Source organism: Actinoplanes sp. NPDC023714 (assembly GCF_040639855.1).
Taxonomy (GTDB): domain Bacteria; phylum Actinomycetota; class Actinomycetes; order Mycobacteriales; family Micromonosporaceae; genus Actinoplanes.
Genome location: NZ_JBFAAR010000001.1, coordinates 1,057,900 through 1,082,043, shown reverse-complemented (window position 1 = coordinate 1,082,043; position 24,144 = coordinate 1,057,900). Strand labels below are relative to the sequence as shown.

18 protein-coding genes and 1 pseudogene are annotated in these 24,144 nt (G+C 72.7%); 8 read left to right on the top strand and 11 right to left on the bottom strand.

All coding sequences use genetic code 11. The features are described 5' to 3' along the window. Nucleotides 1–62: 62 nt before the first annotated feature. The 4 genes from AB0G10_RS05150 to AB0G10_RS05135 all read left to right on the top strand — a co-directional run bounded on the left by AB0G10_RS05150 (nt 63) and on the right by AB0G10_RS05135 (nt 5,576). The gene (locus AB0G10_RS05150; protein ID WP_360916688.1) at nt 63–1,613 is read left to right on the top strand and encodes a precorrin-3B synthase; all 1,551 of its coding nucleotides are present in this window, start codon (nt 63–65) and stop codon (nt 1,611–1,613) included. Next, nucleotides 1,610–2,230, top strand: coding sequence for a precorrin-8X methylmutase (locus tag AB0G10_RS05145; RefSeq protein WP_360916685.1), 621 nt, complete (start codon nt 1,610–1,612; stop codon nt 2,228–2,230). The genes AB0G10_RS05150 and AB0G10_RS05145 overlap by 4 nt, the downstream gene beginning before the upstream one ends. Before the next feature lie 5 nt (nt 2,231–2,235). Then, on the top strand, nt 2,236–3,831 hold the full coding sequence (locus AB0G10_RS05140) for a precorrin-2 C(20)-methyltransferase (protein WP_360916682.1): 1,596 nt from the start codon (nt 2,236–2,238) through the stop codon (nt 3,829–3,831). A 194-nt stretch (nt 3,832–4,025) separates the two neighbouring features. Then, the gene (locus tag AB0G10_RS05135; RefSeq protein WP_360916679.1) at nt 4,026–5,576 is read left to right on the top strand and encodes a cellulase family glycosylhydrolase; all 1,551 of its coding nucleotides are present in this window, start codon (nt 4,026–4,028) and stop codon (nt 5,574–5,576) included. Here the strand turns inward: AB0G10_RS05135 and AB0G10_RS05130 are convergent. The 10 genes from AB0G10_RS05130 to AB0G10_RS05085 all read right to left on the bottom strand — a co-directional run bounded on the left by AB0G10_RS05130 (nt 5,513) and on the right by AB0G10_RS05085 (nt 17,742). Further along, nucleotides 5,513–6,718, bottom strand: coding sequence for a glycosyltransferase (locus AB0G10_RS05130; protein ID WP_360916676.1), 1,206 nt, complete (start codon nt 6,716–6,718; stop codon nt 5,513–5,515). The two genes, AB0G10_RS05135 and AB0G10_RS05130, sit on opposite strands and share 64 nt — an antisense overlap. Continuing rightward, a complete protein-coding gene (locus AB0G10_RS05125) occupies nt 6,693–7,928 on the bottom strand; it encodes a glycosyltransferase family 4 protein (RefSeq protein ID WP_360916674.1) in 1,236 nt (411 codons plus the stop codon). The genes AB0G10_RS05130 and AB0G10_RS05125 overlap by 26 nt, the downstream gene beginning before the upstream one ends. Continuing rightward, nucleotides 7,925–9,445 (bottom strand): sugar transporter, encoded by a 1,521-nt coding sequence (locus AB0G10_RS05120; protein WP_360916671.1) that lies wholly within the window; start codon nt 9,443–9,445, stop codon nt 7,925–7,927. Before AB0G10_RS05120 ends, AB0G10_RS05125 begins: the two co-directional genes overlap by 4 nt. After that, nucleotides 9,439–10,440 (bottom strand): hypothetical protein, encoded by a 1,002-nt coding sequence (locus AB0G10_RS05115; protein WP_360916668.1) that lies wholly within the window; start codon nt 10,438–10,440, stop codon nt 9,439–9,441. Before AB0G10_RS05115 ends, AB0G10_RS05120 begins: the two co-directional genes overlap by 7 nt. Then, entirely contained in the window at nt 10,437–12,362 is a 1,926-nt protein-coding gene (locus AB0G10_RS05110; protein WP_360916665.1) for a hypothetical protein, read from the bottom strand. Before AB0G10_RS05110 ends, AB0G10_RS05115 begins: the two co-directional genes overlap by 4 nt. Next, nucleotides 12,362–13,576 carry a glycosyltransferase family 4 protein gene (locus tag AB0G10_RS05105; protein ID WP_360916662.1) on the bottom strand — a complete coding sequence of 405 codons (1,215 nt, stop codon included), beginning with the start codon at nt 13,574–13,576 and terminating at the stop codon, nt 12,362–12,364. Before AB0G10_RS05105 ends, AB0G10_RS05110 begins: the two co-directional genes overlap by 1 nt. After that, a complete protein-coding gene (locus AB0G10_RS05100; protein WP_360916659.1) occupies nt 13,573–14,400 on the bottom strand; it encodes a glycosyltransferase family 2 protein in 828 nt (275 codons plus the stop codon). Before AB0G10_RS05100 ends, AB0G10_RS05105 begins: the two co-directional genes overlap by 4 nt. Before the next feature lie 49 nt (nt 14,401–14,449). Further along, a complete protein-coding gene (locus AB0G10_RS05095; RefSeq protein WP_360916656.1) occupies nt 14,450–15,202 on the bottom strand; it encodes an L-type lectin-domain containing protein in 753 nt (250 codons plus the stop codon). A gap of 102 nt (nt 15,203–15,304) precedes the next feature. Then, a complete protein-coding gene (locus tag AB0G10_RS05090; protein WP_360916653.1) occupies nt 15,305–17,596 on the bottom strand; it encodes an FAD-dependent oxidoreductase in 2,292 nt (763 codons plus the stop codon). A gap of 2 nt (nt 17,597–17,598) precedes the next feature. Next, entirely contained in the window at nt 17,599–17,742 is a 144-nt protein-coding gene (locus AB0G10_RS05085) for a hypothetical protein (protein ID WP_360916650.1), read from the bottom strand. Nucleotides 17,743–17,857: 115 nt separating this feature from the next. Between AB0G10_RS05085 and AB0G10_RS05080 the strand changes: the two genes are divergently transcribed. The 4 genes and pseudogenes from AB0G10_RS05080 (at nt 17,858) to AB0G10_RS05065 (ending at nt 22,632) form a co-directional block, all read left to right on the top strand. Further along, complete coding sequence (locus tag AB0G10_RS05080) at nt 17,858–18,649, top strand: glycerophosphodiester phosphodiesterase (RefSeq protein WP_360916647.1); 792 nt, start codon at nt 17,858–17,860, stop codon at nt 18,647–18,649. 413 nt (nt 18,650–19,062) lie between these two features. Continuing rightward, nucleotides 19,063–19,593, top strand: a pseudogene (locus AB0G10_RS05075) (Pecanex-like protein 1); the annotation flags it as partial. A gap of 936 nt (nt 19,594–20,529) precedes the next feature. Then, the gene (locus AB0G10_RS05070) at nt 20,530–21,369 is read left to right on the top strand and encodes a siderophore-interacting protein (RefSeq protein WP_360916644.1); all 840 of its coding nucleotides are present in this window, start codon (nt 20,530–20,532) and stop codon (nt 21,367–21,369) included. Between the two features lie 72 nt (nt 21,370–21,441). Further along, nucleotides 21,442–22,632, top strand: coding sequence for an MFS transporter (locus AB0G10_RS05065; RefSeq protein ID WP_360916641.1), 1,191 nt, complete (start codon nt 21,442–21,444; stop codon nt 22,630–22,632). A gap of 5 nt (nt 22,633–22,637) precedes the next feature. Here the strand turns inward: AB0G10_RS05065 and AB0G10_RS05060 are convergent, their stop codons facing one another. Next, nucleotides 22,638–24,134 (bottom strand): glycosyltransferase family 39 protein, encoded by a 1,497-nt coding sequence (locus AB0G10_RS05060; RefSeq protein ID WP_360916639.1) that lies wholly within the window; start codon nt 24,132–24,134, stop codon nt 22,638–22,640. Between the last annotated feature and the right edge of the window lie 10 nt (nt 24,135–24,144).

Here is a 24,144-nt window from a genome sequence, read left to right as displayed (position 1 = left end):
CGGGGTGACGCTCCCGACCCGAGGATGCGACGCTGTCGGGGGCCGCCCGTAGTATCCGGGCCGTGGCACCCCTCCGGCAGTCCGACACCGACGCCTGCCCCGGAGCGCTGCGGTTGCATGCCGCGGCCGACGGGCTCCTGGCGCGTGTCCGGCTGCCCGCGGGCGTCCTCACCGGCGATCAGATGCGCGCGCTCCGCGAGCTCACCGAGCAGGCCGGCGACGGTTCCCTCGAACTCACCTCGCGAGCGAATCTCCAAATCAGAGGCGTGCGAGCCGAGGCGGCGGAGACCTTGGCGGCCCGCTTGCGCGCCGCGGGCCTCCTGCCTTCACAAACCCACGATCCCGTACGCAACATAGCGGCGCCCCCACTGGCCGGACCCGAGCTCCGCGCCCTACTCCCCCAGTTGGACGCCGCCCTCCTCGCCGATCCGGAACTACCCCGCCTACCAGGCAAATTCCTCTTCGCCCTGGGCGAGGTCCCGCTGGCAACCGACGTAGCGGCCGTCCCCATCCCGGATGGCTCCTCCGGGACCGGGTCGTCCTCGGGCGACTCCTTCGCCATCCTGCTGGGCGGCCACGACACCGGCCTGCGCGTCGGCCCGGATCGCGTGGTCGAGGCACTGATCGCGGCGGCACACGCCTTCCTCGCCGAACGGGATTCCCAGCAGTCAAAAGCCTGGCGCCTCCGCGAACTGACCGACGGCCCCACCCGAGTGTCCGCCCGCGTCACAGCAGCACTGAGCCTCCCGCAGCCTTCCTCCACGCCACCCGCCTCCCCGCCACCCGCCTCCACGCCACCCGCCTCCCCGCGACCCGCCTCCCCGCGACCCCCCTTTCCCCGATCTTGTGAATTCGCGCAGGAACGGTCCTGCGAAGAGTCACAAGATCGCGCGGACGGGCGTGGGGAGGAGCGCGGGGAGGGGCGCGGGGAGGAGCGTGGGGAGGGGCGCGGGGAGGAGCGTGGGGAGCGGGGTGATCTGCTCGGGATTTTGGAACAGCCGGGTAGTCCGCTCGTCGCGGTCGGGGCGTTGGTGCCGTTGGGGAGGCTTGGTCCCGTACACATGAAGGTCCTGGAAAAAGCGGCCCGCCTGGTGATCACTCCGGGGCGTGGGGTGCTCGTGACCGACCTGCGGCCCGACGAGGCTCCTGGCTGGATCGAACGCCTCGCCGACGCGGGCCTGGCCCTGGCGCCCGATTCGCCGTGGGTGGGTGTGACCGCCTGTGCCGGGCGTCCGGGCTGCGCCAAATCCCTGGCTGACGTGCGTTCTGACGCCACCAGAACATCCCGTTTCGTCGATGGGTCGCCGGTGCACTGGGTCGGGTGCGAGAGAGCTTGCGGCAGTCCGGCGGGACGCCATGTGCAGGTACTGGCCACTCCGGCGGGCTATCGCGTCACCCAGCCGGAGCGGGGCGGCCAGGCGGAGCGGGGCGGCCAGGCGGAGCGGGGCGGCCAGGCGGAGCGGGCCGCCCAGCCGGAGCGGGGCGCCGGGCCGGAGCGGGAATATGGTGCCGGTTTCGCCGGACATATCGGAAATGTCGGTCATGAGGCTGTCGCCCTCGCTTTCGGCTCGGGTGAGCTGGGAGACGTGGTGGCGGCGGCGAGGAGGGCTTGATGGAGTACGTGCGCGACGGCGCTGAGATCTATCGGCGGTCGTTCGCCACGATCCGCGCCGAGGCCGATCTGAGCGGGCTGCCGGATGATGTGGCCCGCGTCGTGGTTCGGATGATCCACGCGTGCGGGCAGGTTGATCTCGTGGGGGACGTGCGGTTCAGCCCGGGCGTGGTGACGGCCGCCCGGAAGGCGCTGCTCGACGGCGCGCCGATCCTGTGCGACGCCGAGATGGTGGCGTCCGGGGTGACCCGCGCCCGGCTGCCGCGGGCGAACGACGTGGTCTGCACGCTGCGCGACCCGGCCGTCCCGGAGCTCGCCGAGAGGGTCGGCAACACCCGCAGCGCCGCCGCCCTCGACCTGTGGGGCGACCGGCTCGGCGGCGCGGTCGTGGCGATCGGCAACGCGCCGACCGCGCTGTTCCGGCTGCTGGAGATGATCGAGGCGGGCGCGCCCCGGCCGGCCGCGGTGCTCGGGATCCCGGTCGGGTTCATCGGGGCGGCCGAGTCCAAGGAGGCGCTCGCCGGCTCGGACCTGGAATATCTGATCGTTCGCGGACGCCGCGGCGGGAGTGCCATGACGGCTGCCGCGATCAACGCCATCGCCTCGGAAAAAGAGTGACGAACGTGGAGAACAGGAAAGGCCGGCTCTACGGTGTCGGGCTCGGCCCCGGCGACCCCGAACTGGTCACCGTGAAGGCGGCCCGGCTCATCGCGGAGGCCGGGGTCATCGCGTACCACGCCGCCCGGCACGGCCGCAGCAACGCCCGGGCGATCGCGGCGGGCTACCTCCGTGAGGGGCAGATCGAGGAGCCGCTGATCTACCCGGTCACCACCGAGACGACCGATCACCCGGGCGGCTACCAGGGGGCGATCGACGAGTTCTACGCCGAGGCCGCCGCCCGCCTGGCCGCGCACCTCGACGCCGGCCGCGACGTGGTGGTGCTGGCCGAGGGCGACCCGTTCTTCTACGGCTCCTACATGCACATGCACAAGCGTCTCGCCGACCGGTACGAGACCACCGTCGTCCCGGGCGTCACCTCGGTGAGCGCCGCCTCGGCCGTCCTCGGCCGGCCGCTCATGGAACGCGACGAGGTGCTCACGGTCCTGCCCGGCACCCTCCCGCCGGCCGAGCTGGCGGCCCGCCTCGCCACCACCGACTCGGCGGCCGTGATGAAGCTGGGCCGTACCTTCCCCGGCGTGCGGGAAGCACTCGAACAGGCCGGCCGCCTCGACGACGCGTGGTACGTCGAACGCGCCACCACTGATCGGGAACGGTCAGCGCCGCTGAGCGAGGTGGATCCGGAGTCGGTGCCGTACTTCTCCCTCGCCCTCCTCCCGAGCCCGGCCGCCACGTCGGTTATGTCAGGCCAGGAAGGGGTGGCGGCCGACACCGCGGAGCCGTTGGCGTCCGGTGAGGTGCCGGCGTCCGGTGAGCGGCTGAGCTGGAGCGCAGCGCCGAGTGACGGGGAGGTACAGCCTGGGCTCGGGAGCGTCACCGTCATCGGGCTGGGGCCGGGCCCCCGGGACTGGCTCACGCCCGAGGCCGCCGCCGCCCTGGCAGCAGCCGACGACGTGATCGGGTACACCACCTATGTGGATCGGGTGCCGGCGAACCCCCGGCAGCGCCGCCATCCCTCGGACAACAAGGTCGAGGCCGAGCGCGCCGCCTTCGCGCTCGACCTGGCGAAGCGCGGCCGGCGGGTGGCCGTGGTCTCGTCCGGGGATCCGGGGGTGTTCGCCATGGCCGCAGCCGTGCTGGAGACCGCCGAGGACGCGCAGTGGCGGGAGGTCCCGGTCCGGATCGTGCCGGGGCTGACCGCGGCGCAGGCCGTGGCGAGCCGGGCCGGCGCCCCGCTCGGGCACGACTTCTGCATCCTGTCCCTCTCCGACCGGCTCAAGCCCTGGTCGGTGATCGAGAGGCGGCTGGAGGCGGCTGCCGCGGCCGACCTGGTGATCGCCGTCTACAACCCGGCGTCGAAGTCCCGGACCGAGCAGCTGGTCCGGGCCCGCAAGCTGCTGCTGGAGCACCGGGCCGGCGAGACCCCGGTGGTGGTCGGCCGGGATGTCGGCGGCCCGGCCGAGGAGGTGCGGATCACCACGCTGGCCGAGCTCGACCCGGCCACTGTCGACATGCGCTGCCTGCTCATCGTCGGTTCGTCGCAGACTCGGGTGTCGAAGGGTGGCCGTTCGGTCTACACACCTCGGCACTACCCCGCCTGACCAGGCAAAAGTCCGAAGTTTCCCGGGCGGTGAGCCGGCGCACCATCGGCCGCCGTCCGGGGAATGAAGGCTGTGCACCTTTCCGCTCCCCACCGGCAACCGCACTGCATCGACGGAAGCCTGAGGTGGGCCGCCCCATGAGCCGAATGGAGGGGCCACACCGCAGAACGTTCGAATGAAGGGCTCAAGCTTCCGTGAAGACTGTTCGCAGCCGCGCGGCGATCCTGGCATCCTCGCTCCTCCTCGCCGTCGTGACGCCGGCCGGGGAGGCCACGGCCGCGACCAAGCCGACGCCCACCCCGAAGAGCAAGGCGGTGGCCGTGAAGAGCGGCATGCAGGCCGGGGCCGTGAAGGTGCAGGGTTCGGTAGTGGCGACGAAGGCGAGCCGCCTCGACGCCACCCTCTCCGCCAAGACGATCAACTACTACCCGTCGGACGCCGGCTGGTCCGCGATGTGGACCTCGTTCGACGCCGCCCGGATCGACGCGGACATGGCGAAGGCCGCCGCGCTCGGCGCCGACAACGTCCGCGTGATCGTCTTTCCGCAGGCGTTCGGCTACCCCACCCCGAAGGCCGAGTACACCGAGCGCCTCCGCAAGTTCGTCAACATCGCCGACTCGTACGGCCTCACCGTGAAGTTCACGCTCTTCGACTGGTGGGCCGGCTACAACGACGCGACCGGCAGCGCCGCCTGGGCGAAGGCCGTGCTCAGCCCGTACGCGAACGACCCCCGCGTCATCTCGGTGGAGCTGAAGAACGAGTTCAACCCGAACGACCCGGCCGCCGTGGCCTGGGTGAAGCGGATCATCCCGGCGGTCCGCGCGGCCGTCCCGCAGATGCCGCTGACGCTGAGCGTCGACGGCCAGAGCGGCGCCCCCGCGATGGCGAAGATCAAGTCCCTGCTGTCGGCGACCCCGCTCGACTACTACGACTTCCACTTCTACGGCTCCTCGGAGCGTTCGCTCGCCGAGATCCGCAAGGCGCAGTCGGCGGTCAGCCCCTCCCCGATCGTGATCGGCGAGACCGGCGTGACCACCGCGGCCGGTTCGGGCAGCGAGGGCGAGCAGGCCGCGTTCCTGGCCCGGGTCTTCCAGGCCGCGCAGGTCGCCAAGGTCGGCTCGGTGGCGCCGTGGACGCTGAACGACTTCAGCGACGGCGCGATCCCGTCGAACTCGCAGGTGTCGAAGCTGGCGGCACAGTACCGGTTCGGCCTGTACCGGGCGGACGGCACCGCGAAGCCGGCCGCCGCCGTGGTCCGCACCGCGTGGACCGGCGGCAAGCTCACGAACAGCGTGCTCGACCTCGGCTTCGAGGCGGCGGCCGGCAACTCGCCGTGGCGTCCGTACCTGGCCGAGCAGGGTTCCGCCGTCCGGGTCCGCGACGTGGCGCACACCGGTTCCGGCTCGGCCCGCTTCTCGGGCACCGGCCGCACCTCCGCCGGCCTGCCGTCGGTCCGTACCTCCCCGGTCAACCCGGTGCTGCCCGGCCAGAAGTGGCACGCCGAGGCCTGGGCCAAGGGCACCGGCGTGACCGGCTCCAACGAGATCGCGCTGAGCTGGTTCGACGCCAACGACAAGTGGCTCGGCCAGAGCAGCTCGAAGCAGGTCGCGAAGGGCACCAGCAACTGGACGAAGCTGACCGTCGACGCGACGGCCCCGGCCGGCGCCGCCAGCGTCCAGCTTCACCTCAAGTCGGGCGACAACTCCGGCTCGGTCTGGTTCGACGACGTCGTGCTCTCCAACTGAGAGAACTGAGCGAACAACCGGGAGTAGGCGTCGACGGTCTTCGCCCACGATGACGGATCCGCGTGCCGCCGGCCTGCCAGGCCGGCGGCTTTCGCGATGCCGAGGGCCAGCTCGGCCGGCGACGCGGGCGGTACGAACACCGTCCCGCTGTAGTCCGAGGCCGCCTCGACCAGCCCGCCCACCCCGGTCACCACGACCGGAACCCCGTGACTCATCGCGATGTGCAGCGGCCCGCTCGCCGAACTCCGGCGGTACGGCAGCACCACCACGTCCGCCCCGGCGAAGAAGTCGTTCACCTCGGCGTCCGCGACGTACCGGTTGACGAACGTGATCCGGTCCCGCACCGGCGAGTCGACGATCATCTCGCCGGGCAGCGTCCAGCCCTCCCAGGTCTCGCCGACGACCGTGAGGTGGTATCCCGGCCCGAGCCCGGCGAACGCCTCGATCAGGTCCTCGAGCCCCTTGTACGGCCGGATCGTCCCGAAGAACAGCAGCCGGCAGACCCCGTCCGGGCCGGGCCGCCGCGCCACCGGCTCGTGATGGTCGAACGGCCCGTGCAGGGCGATCTCGGCCGGCACGCCGGCGATGCCGTAGATGTCCGAGACGGCCGCGAGGTCGAACCGCGAGTGCACGACCACCCCGTCGGTCCGGGACAGCAGCGGCCGGATGCAGCGGCGGACGTACCGGGCCGCCCACGCGTGCCGCGCCTCCCCGGTGTCCTGCACCTCGTGGAACTCCACCACCACCTTGATCCCGAGCGAGCGCGCGGCGAGGACCAGGGCGAGGTACGAGTGCAGCACCGCCCCGGTCCACCACTGGAGGACCAGGACGTCCGGCCGGAACGAGCGCAGGAATCGCACGGCGCGGAACAGCGACGGCACGGCGAACCAGTCGACGCCGTCGAACACCCGTACCGAAGACGCATAGCGCAAGTCGGCAAGCGAGTGACCGACGCGCTCACGCCCGGGATAGAGGCGCGCCGGCAGCAGCCGGCGCATCAGAAGCGCGCCGACTTCGTAGCGTGACGAGAGCGCGTTGCTGAGCCGGCAGGTGTAGTAGCTGATCCCGGAGAGGAACCGCCAGCCCGAGCCGACGACGAGAACACGGATCCGCTGGTCAGGATGCGTGGGCGATGCACTCACGGTAGACCTCCTCGATCTGGGGGACGACGCGCGCCGCGGTGAAGTCGAGTCCGCGTTCCAGGCCGGCGTCCCGCAGCCGCCCGGCCAGGTCACGGTCGGTGAGCACGCGCAGCAGCGCGGTGTGCAGCAGGTCGGGGTCGCCGGGCGGGACGAGCAGGCCGTTCACGCCGTCGCACACCACGTCGAGCAGGCCGCCGGAGGCCGAGGCGACCAGGGGCGCGCCGGCCAGCATCGCCTCGACCGCGACCTGGCCCATCCCCTCCAGCAGCGACGGCACGACCCCGGCCGCCGCACCGTGCCAGGCCGCCATCACCTGCGCGTGCGGCACGTCGTGCCGGACCACGACGCCGGGCGGGATCGGCGGGGTGTCGTCGCGGCGGGTGCCGAGGCAGACCAGCCGGGGCGCGTCCGGCACGGTCGCGACCAGCCGCCGGTAGGCCGTGAACAGCACGTCGATGCCCTTGTGCGGGCCGAGCTGGCCGACGAAGAGCAGGTAGGGCTGGTCCGGCAGCCAGTCCGGCCGGGGCGTGTCCCGGGCCAGGTCGTCGAGGCCGTCCGGGACGAGACTGGAGAGCACCCGGACCGGCAGGTCACCGGGGAGCCGGGCCAGGTTCAGCGCCGACGCCACCGAGGACGAGATCGCGGTGAGCGCGTCGATGCCCCGGTGCCGCTGGCTGCGCAGCCCGGCGGTGAGCACGGCCGAGCGCGGGCGTCCGTACTGGCCGGTGGCGCAGCCGACGCAACGGGCCAGGCTCGGCCCCGAGGTGCAGCGGCGCCCGTTGCGGGAGAACGTCTTGCGCACGCAGGCCAGCCCGAAGTCGTGCGCGGTGTGCACGTGCGGCAGGCCGAGCCGGCCGAACCGCAGCGGCAGGTAGCTGTACATCAGCCAGTCGTGGCTGTGCACCAGGTCGAACGTGTGTGCACGCAGCGTCCGGGCGATGTCCGAGGTGGTGAGCGGGTCCGGCACGGTCGGGTGGAACGGTTTCGCCGCGTCGGCGTTGAGTCCCGGCAGCATGGTGTTCGCGATGCTGCGCACCCGCAGCACCCGTACCCCGTTGATCTCCTCGTCGTCGGGCGCCGCCGGGGTCGCGAGCGTCAGCACGGTGACCTCGTGGCCGCGCCGCACCATCTCCTCGCTGCTGGTCGCGATGCTGCGTTCCAGCCCACCGATCACCGGCGCATACAGATTGGACAGGTGCAGGATCCTCATCGGAAACCCCCCGGCTTGCCGCCGGCTTCGCGCCGGTCAGTCTCATTTCCGACATGTACGACCCACTGCTCCCCAACCGCATCGGCGGCGGTCCCGTGACGGCGGTGACGCACGGATGCTGATTCGTAGGCTCCGGACCCTGCTCGTGGCCGGAACACCAGGGGTCGCAACACGTGCGCGCCGGATCCCCGGATCGCCAGAACGCCGACGACCAGGGCACTCGTCGCCTGCCCGGCCAGCCACGCGACCCCGGCCCCGGTCACCCCGAGCGACGGCAGCAGCATCCAGGTGAGCAGCAGGCACGCCCCGGCGCGGACGGCGTTGAGCCGCCGGCAGAGCCGGAACCGCCCCTGCGACCGCCAGTGCGCCACCGCCAGATTGGTGACCGCGTCCGGAAGCGCCGCCACTACGAGGATCTTGAGAAGCAGTCCGCCCTCGGCCGCGTACCCGGCGCTGAACAGCCCGAGGATCGCGTCCCCGGCCACCAGCAGCACGGCCGCCGGCCCGCCCACCACGGTCACCACCACGACCGAAGCGCGAGCGATCCCGGCCCGCCCCGCGCTGGTCCGCCCCGCGCTGGTCCGCCCCGCGTTGGTCCGCCCCGCATTGGTCCGCCCCGCGTTGGTCCGCTCGGCATAGAGCGCCGACGCCACCGCGGGCGACACCATGAACAGCATCGACGCGGTCATCCAGGCGAGGTAGAAGTGCGCGTTCGCATCCGGCCCGAGCCGCGCCGTCACCAGGACCGGCAACAGCGCGGCGGGCCCGGCCTGCGCCAGATTGATCAGGTGATGCCCGGTCAGCGCCGTCCACAGATGAGGAAGCTCCGACCGGATCCCGGCCGGCGACCGGAACCGGGGCAGCAGCCGCGCGCCCGGCAGCAACCGGCTCGGGCCGACCACCACGGTCAGCGCGCTCACCAGCAGCGCCGGCAGGGTCCAGGAGACCAGGACGGCTTCGGCCCAGTCCAGCCCGGCCACCCGCGGGACGGCCAGGATCACGAAGAGCACGAGGATCTTCCCGAGCGCCACCGTCAGATTGCGGACGAGCATGCCGTGCCCGGCCCGGTGCGCCACGTAGACGCTGTCCAGCAACGTCGTGAGCGTGACCGCGACCGCGGCGCAGACCAGCGCGGCCGCACCCCCGGCCCCGGCCAGGAACCCGAAGTTGCCCGCCACCGGCGGCACGACCAGCGCGGCCGCGGTCGCCACGGCGGCGGTCGCGGCCACCGCGAAGATCAGTCCGCCGGAGACGATCCGCGACCAGCCGGCCGGGTCGCTGCCGGGCAGCCGCTGGATGAACATGTGCCCGGCGCCCAGGTTCGCCATCATGCTGACCGCCGTGGCCGCCGAGATCAGCGCCGTCGCCGTGCCGATCTCCGAGGCCGGGACGCACCGGGCCGCGAGCATCCAGTAGAGATAGCCGAACCCGCCGTTCGCCACGGTGGTGGCCATGATGAGCAGGCTGTTCCGGGCCAGCGAATCATGCCCGAGCCGCCGGACCGCCCCGATCAGCACGCCGAGCGCCTCTCGAGACGGCTCGTGACCGGGCCGCGGGCGTAGAAGCCGGCGCTCATCCTGCCGACGCTGATGTTCACCGGGTGCAGGCAGCCGTCCGGCGGCACGGCCGGAACGCGGATCGTGAAGGACCGCACCGTGTCGGCCGCGACGGTCACCCGCTTGGCCGCCACGATCCGGCCGCCGATCCGCAGCCGCACCATCGTCGTGACGTCCCCGAGCCCGGCACTCGTGACCCGCACCGGCACGGCGAGCCCCCGCACCGGAACCGTCACCGGCGCCTCGATCCCGGCCGCCCACCCGCCCAGCGCCACGCTGAGATACCCGGGTTCCGCAGGCCGCGGCGACTCCAGATAGACCTTCGCCGCCACCGCACCGATCACCCCGACGAGAACCACCGGAAGAGCACCAGCGAGCCAGACCGCCGCCAATCCCACCTTTTGTCCTGAAATTTCGGCACTTGGGGAAGCGGCCGGGACCGTCTCCGCGACGGCCAGGCTCGCCGCGGCATGGCCGCCCGCGGCGAGACCGTCCGCCGCCGGGGTGCCCACGCCGGCGGTTCCCGCGGCCGAGCCATCCCCGGCCGGCCACTCCATCGCCAGGCTCGTCTTCGCCGATCGCTGGGCCGGCAGGCCGGCACTTCGAACCGTCGACGCCGGCCTACCCCGATCACGCAGCAGCGCCGCCAGCGCCGCGAGGAGAACGACCGCGGACTCGCCGATCACGAGCGGGACGCTGCGGACCGGAGAGCCGGCGGCGTGCAGAAGAAGCGCCACGAGGGGCAGCGTCACCAGGCCGGCCACCGCTGCCATCCCGGCCCGGGCCGCCGGCACGCCCGATTCCGCCGGGACTCCCGGCAGGGCGCGCAGCAGCAACTCCCCCACGATCACCAGGGCGACCAGGCACAGAGGCACGGCGGCCCAGGCCCGGCCCTCGACCCCGAGGGCGCCGGCCAGGCAGACGACGGCGAGCCAGGCCAGGCGGATCGTCCTCATCGCGCGCTCCCGAGCCGGGCGAAGTCGAAGCGGTAGATCGCCACGTTCGGGCCGTCGTACATCTTGATCAGCCAGGGCATCGTGTCGAACTTGGTGAGCTGGGCCTTCGTGAACGCCGGCCGGCCGTCGTGCGGGATCGGCTCGTTCGTCTCGAAATAGATCTTGATGTCGGGCACCTGTTCGGCCATCCGCCGGTCCACCACGAGGAACTCGAACCGCCAGCTGCGCAGCTGTTCCAGCAGCGCCGGCGCGATCGGCTCGCCGGGCCGGGCGAGGTAGAGGTCGTACGCCGGGAACGTGGCGGAGCCGGTGGTCGGCTCCTGCTCCCCGTACGAGCCGAAGATCAGTCCGGAGTAGCGGTCGGCGACGAGCCGGGTCTCCCGTCCCTGGGTCTCGCGCAGCCAGGCGGCCGCCGCGAGCACCTCGGGGGTGGCGGCCCGGGTGTCCGAGCCGAAGACCGGCGGTCCGGGGAAGCGGTACGACGGGTTCATCCCGGCCGCGTTGTTGCCGACCAGCACGAGCGCGCACGCGAGCAGCAGCAGGGCACCGGTGAGCGGGCGGAACCGCGGGCGCGAGCGGTCCAGCAGTGCGATGATCAGGGGGGCGGCGGCCAGCGCGAGGCCGAGGTAGCTGAACGCCCACGACCGCCGTGCGCCCTCCGCCCCGGCCGGGGTGAGGATCAGCAGGGTGGCCGGGAAGTAGAGCGCTCCGACCAGCAGGAACGCGGCGACGCCGGCCGAGGTGAACGGGTCCGCCACCGATCGGCGGCGCCACCAGAGCGCGGCCGCGCCGGCCATGGCGGCGAGCGCGAAGCCCGGCGCCGCGTACGCGGTGTACTGCTCCCACCAGGGCGCGATCGACTGGCTGAACAGGGTGCGCCCGCCCGAGCCGCCGCCGGCCAGACCACCGAACTGGCCGAGCGCCCGGCCCAGGTACGGGTCGAGGTAGCTCCCGGTGCGCGGGGCGACCGCGCCCATCCAGAAGGCGACGATCAGCGCGGCGCCGGAGGTGAGCGCCCACGCCGTCCGGGCCGCCGTGCCGATCGCCCGGGTGCGGCGGCGCAGCGAGACGGCCGAGCAGGTCAGCGCGAGCAGGCCGAGGATGCCGGTGAGCCAGAGCGCGGTGAGGTGGTGGGTCGCCACGGTCGCGACGGCGAGCAGCAGCGCGAAGGCGGTCCAGCCGGCCCGGGTGCCACGGGTGTCCGCCCGCATCGCGCGCAGGGCGCCGGCGAGCGACCAGACGAGCACCGCGATCGCGAGCGACTCGTACCCGAGCTGGGTGTCGAAGAAGAGGAACGAGCTGTTCAGGCCGTAGACGAGCGCGGCCGCCACGCCGATCCGCGGGTCCGGCCAGAGCTGACCGGCGACGACCGCGACGCCGAGGACGACGAGCACGTGCGCGGTGACGAGCAGCAGCAGGGCGGCGTGCCAGACGGTGAGGCCGGTCAGCGCGGCGAGGGAGGAGACCGTCGCGTGCAGGCCCGGGTAGTCGCCGACGACCCGGACGATCGGGTTCTGCTCGAACAGCCGGCCGTCCAGGAGGATGTCGTGCGCCTGACCCCAGTGCGCGTACTCGTCGTGGTAGAGCGGGCCGGAGGGATTGCGGAGCAGTTTCGGCAGGTAGGTGAAGCACGCGTACCCCGTCAGCACGGCGAGACGGGTCCGGGCGCCGGCGGCCCGGCGTACCCCGAAGAAGGCCGCGGGGAGCACGAAGAGCAACATGCCCGCCCAGAAGAAGGCGAACTGGCCCTCCTCGCCCCACTCGGCCCGGCGGTACGCGACCACCAGGGCGGCGGCGCCCGCCGCCGCCGCGGCCGTGAGCGTGAGCGCGCACCCGGCCGTCCCCCAGCCGCCGGAGCGGCCGCCGGGAGGACGGACTCGAAGGAACCGGCCGGCGTCGACCCCGGCCGTCGTGGCACTCATCAGCCGACGGCCTCCGCGGGCTGCGTCCGCGCCGCTGCCGGCTGAGAGAGAGCCGCCGCCTGCTGACTGAGCGCAGCTGCCTGCTGGGAGGGAGCCGCCGCCGGCTGAGAGAGCGCCGCCGCCGGCTGGGGGATCTGCGCGGCCGGCCGGGCGGTCACCGCGGCGTAGACGTCCCGGATGCCGCCGACCACGTCGTCCCAGGTCGGGAGGGTGGCGGGACGCTTGCGACCGGCCGAGGTCGCCTCGATGATCGCGGCGGCCAGGTCGGCCTCGTCGTCCGGGTCGGCGTAGCGCAGCCACACCCCGTCCCCGGCCAGCCGGGCGACCTCCTGGTGCGCCGGGATAGGCGCGGCGACAGTGGGCAGGCCGGCGGCGAGCGCGTCGGCCACCGCCATGCCGAACGCCTCGTGCGCCGAGGCGGAGACCGCGGCCGAGGCCTGCGCGAGGCAGGACGCGAACGCGGCGTCGTCGAGCCGGCCGTGGAAGACGACCTGGCCGGCCAGGCCGAGCCGGGCGGCGAGCTGCCGCCACCGGTCGGCCGCCGGACCGGTGCCGACCACGTCGAGCCGGTGGTCCGGGCCGAGGTGCGCCATCGCCCGGATCACCCGGTCCACCCGCTTGTACTGCTCCAGCCGCCCGACGCAGAGGATCCGGCGGGACTGGGCGGGCACGACCGGGACGGCCGGGCGCGGATCGGTGCCGTTCGGGATGACCACGGTGCGGTCGCCGACCTCGGGGAAGTGCCGCAGGAGCAGCTCGCGTTCGGCGGCGGTCACGCAGACGACAGCGCTGGAGCGGGTCAGGATGGTCCGGCCGAGCGGGCGGTAGAGCGGGTGCAGCGCGGCGCGGAACCTGCTGTGCCCGGTCCCGTGGTAGTGCGGCGTGAAGACCATCGGGGTACGGGTGCCCGCCTGCGCCGCGCCGAGCGAGGCCAGCGCGTGATAGCTGTGCACGTGCAGCACGTCGTACTCGTCGGCATGACGCCGCAACCACCGCCAGAGCGGAAGCGAAAGGCGGTAGTTGCCGGCCGGAACCGTGAGCGGGAATCGCCGGACCAGCACGCCGTCGACGGTCTCCTCGGAGCGCGACCGGTGCTGGGTGATCACCTCGACCTCGTCCCCGGCGGCGAGGAGACCGGCGCAGAGACGCTTCACATGGGTCTCCACCCCGCCGATGTCCGGGTGGTACGCGTTCGCGACGATGCCGATCCTCATCCGACGCGTGCCCCGTTCCGGGAGGTCGTGGCGGTGCGGCGGCGCGGACGCCACTCGCGGGCGATGGTGCGCAGCACGCGCATGCCGTCGGTGAACGCGTTGAGGTTGCTGACGCCGTGGATGCGGGAGTGCTCGAAGCTCGGCACCTCCACGATCTCCAGCCGGGCCCGGGCCGCGCGCAGGTTCAGCAGGGTCTCGATCTCGAAGCCGTCGCCCCAGAGCCGGCCGTCCGCGCGGTCCGGCGCCGGCGAGGTGTGGTCGAGGTCGAAGACGTCGAGGTGCCGGGCCCAGAAGGCGTTGTAGCCGTAGCAGAGGTCGCTGTACCGGGTTCCGAACAGCGCGTTCACCAGCAGGCTCAGGCACCTGTTGCCGGCCCGCCGCAGCCGGGTGATGTCGGCGCTGCCGCCGCTCGCGCCGAAGCGGGAGCCCTTCGCGAAGTCGGCGCCGGAGCGCAGCGTCTCGACGAAGCTCGGGATCTCGAGCGGGTCGGTCGACCCGTCGGCGTCGATCATGACGATGATGTCGCCGGTGGCGGCGGCGAACCCGCAGGCCAGGGCGTTGCCCTTGCCGCGGCGGTTCTGCCGGACCACCCGGATGTCGGGGCGCAGCCGGCGGGCGACGGCCACGGTGTCGTCGGTGGACCCCCCGTCCACCAGCACCAGCTCGTCCACCTGCGGGAGCCGCGCGAAGACGTGCGGCAGGTTGCGGGCCTCGTTCAGCGCCGGAACGATCACGCTGACTGTCGGCTCCTTCTCGGACGGTGCGGTCCGGGTGGGAGCGGTGGCGTCGGTCTCGTCGGACAGCACACGGTCGACCGTGGGCATCAGCTTTGTCTCCGATCGGGCAATTCTCGAAATAAAGACATAAATTGGTTCAGTCAGCGAGTGGCGCGTCGACCGTCCAGTCGTAGACGTCCTGGCGCGCGGTGACGTCGCCGGTGGCCGCGGTGAAGCCGACCCATCCGCTGGTGGCGCCGGCGCTCCGGGCGATGTCGACGCGGTGGTCGAGCAGCAGCTCCTCGGGCGAGCCCTTCGCCTTCACGTAGACCTTCAGGGTGTGCGCGGCCGCGTCGTAGCGGATCCGGGCGTGGAACGGCCTGCCGAACAGCGGGATCGACGACTCGGCGATGGCGGCGTGCCGGTCCGGGTTGCCGCCGAGCACCACGGCGAGGTGGTTGCTGCTGGGGTCGGGCGTGTTCTGGTAGGTGTCGAACTCGACCGCCACGCTCTTGGCGATGCCCCGGTATCCGAGGCCGCCACCCCAGCCGCCGAGCGCCCGCGGCCCGGCGGCCTGGGCGAGGAACGCGATGCCGTCCGCGCCGGGCCGGCCGTGGTGCAGGTGCGCCGTGAACGACGTCTCGAAGGACGCGGTGAGGTCGACCCGGCCGGTGGACCAGGCCGAACCGGCCTGCTTGAAGCCGCCGCCGGTCAGCTCGATGACCCGGTGGGCGCCGCGGTCGGAGGCGACCGTCGCGGTGCCGTTGAGCGCGAGCGAGTCGGCGTAACCGGCGTCGATCGGCTTGATCGTCTCGTCGGCGGCCTGAGCCCCGCCGGCGTGCACCGCCGCCAGTATCGAAAGCAGGGCAGAGGCCAGGAGGCCGCCCCGCGCGAATCTTGACGAACGCACGAGATGCTCCATTTCAGTTGATTTGCCCGAGTAGAACCTGGCTTAAGGTAGGGCAGACCATGGAGTCATGTGTCCGAGTCTTGGGTAATTACCCCCGTTTGTTCACCGGCGGGGTCGTTGCTCCTGCTCCGGCTCCACGACCGGCTCGGCCGCGACGGTGGCGAGCAGCCGGCGATCGAAGTAGCCGATCTCCACCTGGGTGCCCGGGACCGAGAGGGCGGCGGGCAGCCAGGCGAACGCCAGCGGGGCGCCGGCCGCCCACCCGTACGCGGCGCTCGTCACGTGGCCGACCACGAAGCCGCCGGCGTAGACCGGCTCACCACCGACCGGGACCTCGCCGGTGTCCCCGATCCGCAGGCAGGCGAGCCGCCGGTCGGGCAGGGTCGCCGGCCGCGCGCCCGGCCGCACCGCCGCCTCGAGCCCGGCCTGGTACGGATCGTCCTCACCGGTCATGTCGACGCCCCAGACCCGGCGCCCGTGCTCGATCCGCAAGCTCTCGTACGCCAGCCACCCGGCCGCCACCAGCCCCGACTCCTGGCCGGCCTCCCAGATCGTGTCCCAGAGACGCACCCCGTACTGGGCCTCGGCGTAGACCTCGCCGCCCGGCTCGCCGACGTCCGAGCACCGCAGCACCGTCACCGGGACCATGCCGAGGTAGCCGCCGGAGTGGATCGAGGCGAGCAACTCCGGCGCTCGCGGGCCCCAGACGCCGAGGCCGCAGGTCCCGCCGGTGACGTCGCGGACCGTGACGCCGGCCGGCGCCCGGCGCACCAGATGATCGAAGTCGAGCGGGCCGCCGATGACGAGGAACCGCTGCTCGGCGAGCCGGGCCACCCGGATGTCGCCGCGGATGCCGCCGGCCGGGTCGAGCAGCAGGGTGTGCGTCACCGATCCCGGGCCGGGCAGGTCGCCGCTGACCAGGCCCGCCAGGAAGGAGGCCGGGCCGGTCACCTCGATCCGGGTCTGCCCGGTCAGGTCGAAGACGCCGGCCCGGCGGCGGGTCTGCCGGGCCTCGGTCTCGGCGATCGGCGACCAGTGCCGCGCCGACCAGTCGTCCCGCGACCCGATCTCCTCGGGGGGCGGGTTGGTCCCGTACCAGAGAGGTCGCTCCCACCCGGAGACCTCGCCGAAGACCGCGCCCAGCTCGGCCTGGCGCGGATGGAACGGGCTGAGGCGCAGGTTGCGGACCGCGGGCGGGTCCTGCGGGTGGACGATGCCGAACGTGTCGGCGTAGGTCCGGATCGCCCGCCGGCGCACGTAGGCCGGGGACAGCCGGGACTCGTCGAACCGGTTCAGGTCGCACTCGTGCAGGTCGATGCCGGGATAGCCGTCGACGAGCCACTCGGCGAGGGCCTTCGCCGCCCCGGCCGAGTGGGTGACCGAGACGGCGCCGGCGATCCAGAGGCCGCGCAGCTCCCGGGACTCGCCGAGCAGCGGGAAGCCGTCCGCGGTCACCGCGAGCACGCCGTTGAAGGCCTCCTCGAGAGCGGTGCGGGACAGGCTCGGGATCAGCTCGGCCACCGCCGACCAGGACTGCTTGAAGGTGCCGGACGTGAACGGCAGCATCGCCGGGTGCGCGTCGCCGGGCACGTCGCCGAGGTCCACCGGGATCGGCTCGTGCAGGCAGGAGCCGACGCCGAGCCGGTCGCCGTACGCCCGGAGGTAGAGCCCGCGGTCCGGGTGGCGCAGCACCGGCAGGCCGTCGGGGGCGCCGACCGCGGTGGTGCGGACGAACTGGTGGGCCATCGGCAGCATCGGCACGGTGACCCCGGCCAGCTCGCCGATCGCCGGCCCCCAGAACCCGGCGCAGCTGATCACGACGTCGGCCGGGTAGGTGGCGTCCGCGCTGCGCACGCCGCTGACCTGGTCGCCCTGCCGCAGGATCGCGACCACCCGTTCGTCGCCGATGAACCGGGCGCCCCGCGACGCGGCCCGCGCGGCCTGCGCCTCGGCGGCCCGGACCGGCGCGGCCACGCCGTCCGACGGGACGTGCAGCCCGCCGAGGATCCGGCCGGGGTCGAGCAGCGGGAAGAGCTGCCGGCAGGCGATCGGGTCGAGCACCGCCGCGCCGATCCCCCACGCCTGGCCGAAGCCGAACCGCCGGTGCAGCTCGGCCAGCCGCTCCGGGGTGGTCGCCACCTCGAGGCTGCCGACCGGGGCGAAACAGCCGAGCTCGGTGTATTTGTCGGCGGTGTAGCGGGCGAGCCGGGACAGCGTCCGGGACGGGCTGGTCTGCACGACCAGGCCCGCCGAGTGCGAGCTGGATCCGCCGGTGGCGAAGAGCGGGCCCTGCTCCAGGACCGTGACGTCGGTCCAGCCCTGACCGGTGAGCTCGTCGGCGAGCGCGCAGCCGACGATGCCGGCCCCGATCACGACGACCTTCGGTCCCGGCATCGTCAGCGGGTCTGCGAGAGCCGGGCGGACCAGCGCAGCCGGGGCCAGCGCGGGACGATCCGCAGCCGGGCCCGCGGGCGCGCCCCGAACCGCCGGGTGACGTGACGGCGCTTGATGGTGCTCCGGCGCACCGCACAGGTTCTCACCGCAACCCACCTCCTTCCCGTGTCTCGCCTTGCGCGGAGGCGACCGTGGTCGCTTCGCGAAGACAGGATCTTCACGGGACCGGCGCCGGTCAATGGGCCTACAGGTCTTTTACCGATGCGCAACAAAGCCCGGCATACTCGTCGCGTGGATCATCCGTACCTGGACGCGCCGCGGCCGCTCGCCTTCGCGCACCGGGGCGGCGCCGCCGAGGGCGACGAGAACACGGCGGCCGCCTTCCAGCGGGCGGTCGGGCTGGGCTATCGGTACGTGGAGACCGACGTGCACGCCACGGCGGACGGCGTACCGGTCGTCATCCACGATCCGGCACTGGACCGGGTGGCCGGCCGTCCCGGCCGGGTCGCCGATCTGACCTGGGCCGACCTCGCGACCGTCCGGGTCGGCGGCGCCGCGGCGGTCCCCCGGCTCGAGGACGTCCTGACCGCCTGGCCGGAGATCCGTTTCAACGTGGACGTGAAGGCCGATCCGGTCGTCGGGCCGGCCGTCGAGGCGGTCCGCCGGACCGGCAGCGAGGACCGGGTCCTGCTCGCCTCGTTCAGCGACCGCCGGCTGGCGAGGGTCCGCCGGCTGGCCGGCCCCCGGGTGGCGACCTCGCTCGGGATGGGCGAGGTGGCCCGGCTGCGGGTCGCCGCGAGCGCCGGTCTGCCGCTGCGGCCGCCCGTCGCGGCGATCGCCGCCCAGATCCCGGTGCGGCACGGCCGATTCACCGTGCTCACGCCGCGATTCCTCGCCTATCTGCACCGCCTCGGCCTGGCCGTGCACATCTGGACGATAGACGATCCGGAAATGATGAATACGCTGCTGGATATGGGCGTCGACGGCATCATGACCGACCGCATCGACGTCCTGAAAGACGTATTCTCGGCCCGGGGCCTCCCGCTCCGGTGAGGAACTACCGGCTCACCGGCTGTTGTTGTAACCTTCCAGCTCAGCGAGTTATCGCCCAAGATCGCGTGAACCGGGGACATCATCCGAACGGATGATGCCGGGGGTTCAAGGATCACCCCATATTTTTTCTTTAAGTTCGGCATAAGAATCCCTGAATTTCCTGCGCGGAATTGATTTCCGTGGAAGCGCCTCTTAACGTCTGGGCGTCGGCGCGCAACCCGCGCTCACGATTACCGGGAACTCGGGGAAAAGAAGGTCACGTCATGCGACGCACCCGGCTTCTGGCCGCCGGAGCAGTTCTAGCCGCGGTCGGCGGTGTCATCGGTTTCACCCAGTTCTCGTACGCCGAGGACACTCCGGCCACGCGCGCCGGCGAGAGCGGCGCCGGCAAGGTCGTGGGCAACAACCTCACGATCCTGACCGACACCTGCGTGGACAGTCAGCTCGAAGCGCACGACGGCTTCCAGAAGGGCAACCGGTGCGTCTCCACCGAGTTCGGTGAGGTCGGCGCGGCCGCGAACAACCCGACGCTGCTGATCACCGAGGCGCCCCGCGAGGTCGCCGTCGCCACGCCGTTCACGCTGCGGGTCAGCACCCGCAACCTGATCCGGGACCGCTTCCTCGCGGCCGGCCAGGGCGGGTACTACGTGGAGAGCTCGGTCCTGCAGAACGGCCTGGTCCGCGGTCACTTCCACACCGCGTGCCGGATGCTGACCAGCACCGACGAGGCGCCCGCGCCCGAACCGGTCCCGGCCTTCTTCGTGGCGACCGAGGACAGCCGCGGCGGCGCCGAGCCGGACACCGTGACGATCCAGGTGCCGGGGCTGCCGCAGGAGGGCACCGCCCAGTGCTCGTCGTGGGCCGGTGACGGCTCGCACCGCATCCCGATGATGGAGCGCGCCAACCAGACGCCCGCCCTCGACTCGGTCCGCGTCACCGTCCAGGCCGCCGGCGGCAACGACGGCGGCGGCAACAACGGCGGCGGCGGCAACAACGGCGGCGGCGGAGACAACGCCGGCGGCGGCAACAACGGCGGTGGCAACAACGGCGGTGGCAACAACGCCGGCGGCGGCAACAACGGTGGCGGGAACAACACCAACAGCGGCGCCGTGAAGCCGACCAAGCCGGCCGCCACGAAGCCCGCGGCCACCGCGACCGCCAAGCCGAACGCGACTGTCGAGCCGAAGCCGGACACCACCACGGCGACGCCGCGCACGAACGCGACCACCAAGGCCACCACGAAGTCGGACGACGACGTCTCGGCGAACAACAACTCCGGCTCTTCCGACGAGGAGAGCGAGGAGAGCGCGAGCAGCAACAACAACAACAACAACAACAACAACAACAACAACAACAACAACAACAACGAGAGCACCGAGAGCACCGAGTCCTCGACCGAGGAATCGACGGCCGAGGACGAGGCGACTCCGAAGGCGACCACCAAGGCCGCCAAGCCGAAGTCCTCCCCCGCCGCCGATGCCGCGACCGACGCCACGACCGACGAGGACTCGACCGGAACCGGCGCGGGCGACGACGGCGCTCCCGACGAGATCGAGTACGTCCCGGCCGACACGAACCCGCAGGCCGAGCCGCCGGTCGCCGAGGAGAGCGGCCCGATCAGCCTGATCGCGAACAACATCGCCTGGGTCGGCGGTGGCGCGGTGCTCCTGCTGGTGGGCCTCGTCGCGGCGGCGCTGATGCGCAACCGCCCCCGCAACTCCTGGCGCTGACGAACGACTGAGAGAAGCGGCCGCGGACTTCCGCGGCCGCTTTTTTCGCCGGGATAAGTCACATTCACCGGGGTGCGACCCGTTACATCAGGGAAATTAAGGGTAGCCTTACCTGCCGGTATGCGGTTCCCAGGGCAGTGAGGTGCAGTAATGGCGAACAGACCACCGCGACCGGCCCACGAGGGCGTGGTCACCCGGGTCGAGCAGCTGACCCCGCACATGGTCCGCGTGGTCGTCGGCGGTGACGCTCTCGCCGGCATCACGGCCGGGGAGTTCACCGACCACTACATCAAGGTGCTCTTCCCGCAGCCCGGCGCCGACTACCCGGAGCCCTTCGACATGGGCGTCATCCGCGAGACGATGCCGCGCGAGACCTGGCCGGTGGTGCGGACCTACACGGTGCGCAGATGGCTGCCCGAGGTCCCGGAGATGTGGGTCGACTTCGTGGTGCACGGCGACAGCGGCATCGCCGGCCCGTGGGCCGCGCGGGCCAAGCCCGGCGACCCGTTCCGGTTCATGGGCCCCGGCGGCGGCTACGCGCCGGACGGCGACGCCTCCTGGCACCTGCTCGCCGGCGACGAGAGCGCCCTGCCGGCCATCGCCGCGGCGCTGGAGGGCATGCCGGCGGGCGCCCGGGTGCGCGCGTTCCTCGAGGTCGAGGGGGCGGACGAGGAGCAGAAGCTGGACACCCCGGCGGACGCCGAGATCACCTGGCTGCACCGCGGCGGCCGCCCGGTCGGCTCGCTGCTCTGCCCGGCGGTCCGCGGCCTGACCTTCCCCGAGGGCCGGGTGCAGGCGTTCGTGCACGGCGAGGCCAACTTCGTCCGGGATCTCCGCGGCCACCTGCGTCTCGACCGCGGCCTCACGATGGACCAGCTCTCCATCTCCGGCTACTGGCGCAACGGGATGAACGAGGACGGCTGGCAGTCGAGCAAGCGCGAGTTCAACGAGCAGACCGAGCGCCAGCAGGAGACGTCCGCGGCGGTGTAAGCAGCGACCGGCCGCTGTGACCGTACACACGCGGCCGGGCACCGGCCCCTGACCAGGGGTCATGATGTTTCCGTGGTGTTACTCGAGGAACGGGCGGTCGCGCGCCGCCAGGGTCGGCTGTTCATTCTGATCGCGCTGCTGCTGGCCGCGGTCAACCTGCGCCTGGCGGTCACCAGCGTCGGCCCGGTGCTCACCGAACTCCGCACCGGCCTCGGGATGTCCACCACCGTGGCGGGCCTGCTCACCTCCGTACCCGTGGTGTGTTTCGCGGCGATCGGCCTGGCCGCGCCCCGCCTGGCCCGGCGCTTCGGCGCCGCTCGCGTGATCCTCGGCGGTATCGCCCTGCTCACGGCGGGTCTCGCCACCCGGTCCTTCGCGCCGGACTCGGTGACGTTCCTGCTGCTCAGTGCGGTGGCGCTGGCCGGCATCGCGCTCGTGAACGTGCTGCTGCCCTCGGTGGTGAAAGACCACTTCCCGCACCAGGTCGGCACCGTGACCGGCCTCTACACGGTGGCGCTCAACATCGGCGCGACCGCGGCGGCGGCGGCCACCGTGCCGCTGACCGGCGCGTTCGGCGACGACTGGCGGCTCGGGCTGGCCTGCTGGGCGCTGGCCGCGGTGGTCGCGCTCCCGCCCTGGCTGATGATCGCCCGGGACGGCGCGAAGACCCACGATCCAGGGCAGAAGCCTTCTTCGGTACGGGTGACCCGCCACCCCGTCGCGTGGGCACTCGCGGTCTACTTCGGCATGCAGTCGACGGCCGCCTACGTGATCATCGGATGGCTCCCGCAGATCTTCCGTGACGCCGGGATCTCGGCGGAGATGGCGGGCCTGCTCTTCGCGACCACCTCGTTCCTCGGGGTGCCGCTCGGCTTCGCGCTCTCCTCGCTGGCCGGCCGGATCCGCAGCCAGAGCGCCATCGCGGTGGCGCTGGGCCTGTTCGGCATCGCCGGCTGGGGCGGCCTGCTCCTGTCGCCGTCCGGCGCGCCCTGGCTCTGGGCGATCCTGCTGGGCGTGGCGAACACCGCGTTCCCGCTGGTCCTCACGATGATCGCGCTGCGCGGCAGCTCACCCGCGACGGTGGTGAAGCTGTCCGCCTTCGCGCAGAGCGTCGGCTACCTGATCGCCATCCCGGGCCCGTTCGTGGTGGGCGCCCTGCACGACGCCACGGACAGCTGGAAGGCGCCGCTCGCCGTGATGGTCGCCCTCACCGTCCCCCAGATGATCGCCGGCGCCCTGGCCGGCCGGAACCGCCAGATCTAGACCCGTCAGTCGTAGTGCTGCAGCTCCGGCCAGATCGCGGTCCACGGCCGGTCCAGGCGGCACACGTAGACGCGCGCCTCGAGCTCCTCGTTCTCCACCCCGGCCGCGTTGCGCAGCCGGGCCTTCGGCGAGCAGTCGCCGAGCAGGCGCGGCGGCACCTGGAGGACCGCGATCACCACGGTGCGGCCGGCCGGCGGCGGGCCGAAGTGGTGCAGCTCGTTGTGCCCGCTGTAGACGTCCGGCAGGCCGAGCGCACGCCCGTACCGGTCGAGGGCGCCGGCCTCGCCGTAGTTGCCGGTGAAGAGCACCGCCCTGCGCCGATCGGCCTCGGAGAGCCCGGCGTGGACGCTGCCGACCTGCCAGACGTAGTCCCGCCAGCCGATCTGGTCGGCGACGGTCTCGTTCATCTCGGCGATCCCGCTCTCGGCGAGCCGGTCCTCCGGGACGACCGGCAGCGACGACAGGACGGCGAGCAGCGCGAAGGCCGCGACCCCGATCGCGAGGAGGTGCCGCCGCCAGCCTCGCGCCCACCGGGCGACCGGGACCGCGCCGATCGCGAAAAGCGCCAGCAGCAGGCCGAGCGGGTAGTAGGGCTGCCCGGCCATGGCCAGCACCAGGATCAGCATGAGCGGGTACGCCACGGCCAGCGACCGGACCGCCCGCAGCCGGGCGTCCCGCAGCAGCACCACGATCCCGGCGATCCACACCGGCGGCAGGATGAGCAGCACGAACTGCAGCGGGATGAGCAGGGCCCGCGACTCGTCACCCTTGTTCGCCTTGATGGCGGCGGCCATCGCCGCCTGCGGGAACCCGTTGACCAGCTGGTAGATCAGGTTGGGCAGGCCGGCGACGAGACACGCGGCCACCCCGGCCCAGAGCCACCGCGACCGGAACACCTCCCGGGGGCCGGCGATCAGGAGCCCGGCGCCGAGGCAGAGCAGCAGGAGCACGACGAGGTGCTTGTTGTAGAGGCCCAGGCCGGCCGTCACGCCGGCGGCGAGCCAGGCCCGCTCCCGGCCGGCCAGCAGCGCCCGCATCACGAAGAAGATCACGCCGAGCCAGACGAGCAGGTCGGGCGCGGCGGTCGAGCCCACGTGCGCGGCGGTGAGCGGGAAGACGCTGACCACCCCGGCCGCCGCGAGCGACTGAGCGCCCGCGCCGCCGCCGGCCTCCCGGGCGATGAGGGCGGTCAGCACCACGACGAGTCCGAGAATGATCGCGAACGGGACCCGCATGGCCCACACCGTGTCGCCGAAGACCTCGATGCCGAGGCGGCCCAGCAGCGGGGTGAACGGCGGCTGGTCCACGTATCCCCATTGCGGGCGCATGCCGAGCATCCGGAAGTAGAGCTCGTCGCGGTGGTAGTCGTACCGGCCCGCGGTGATCAGGAGAAGCAGCGTCGTCCCGGAGGCGATCAGGCCGACCGGCCACCAGGCCACGGGCCGCCGGCCGAGAGCATCCATACGTTCCGTGTCGGCCGCATCGCTCAGCGTGTTCGCCACGCTCCCCACC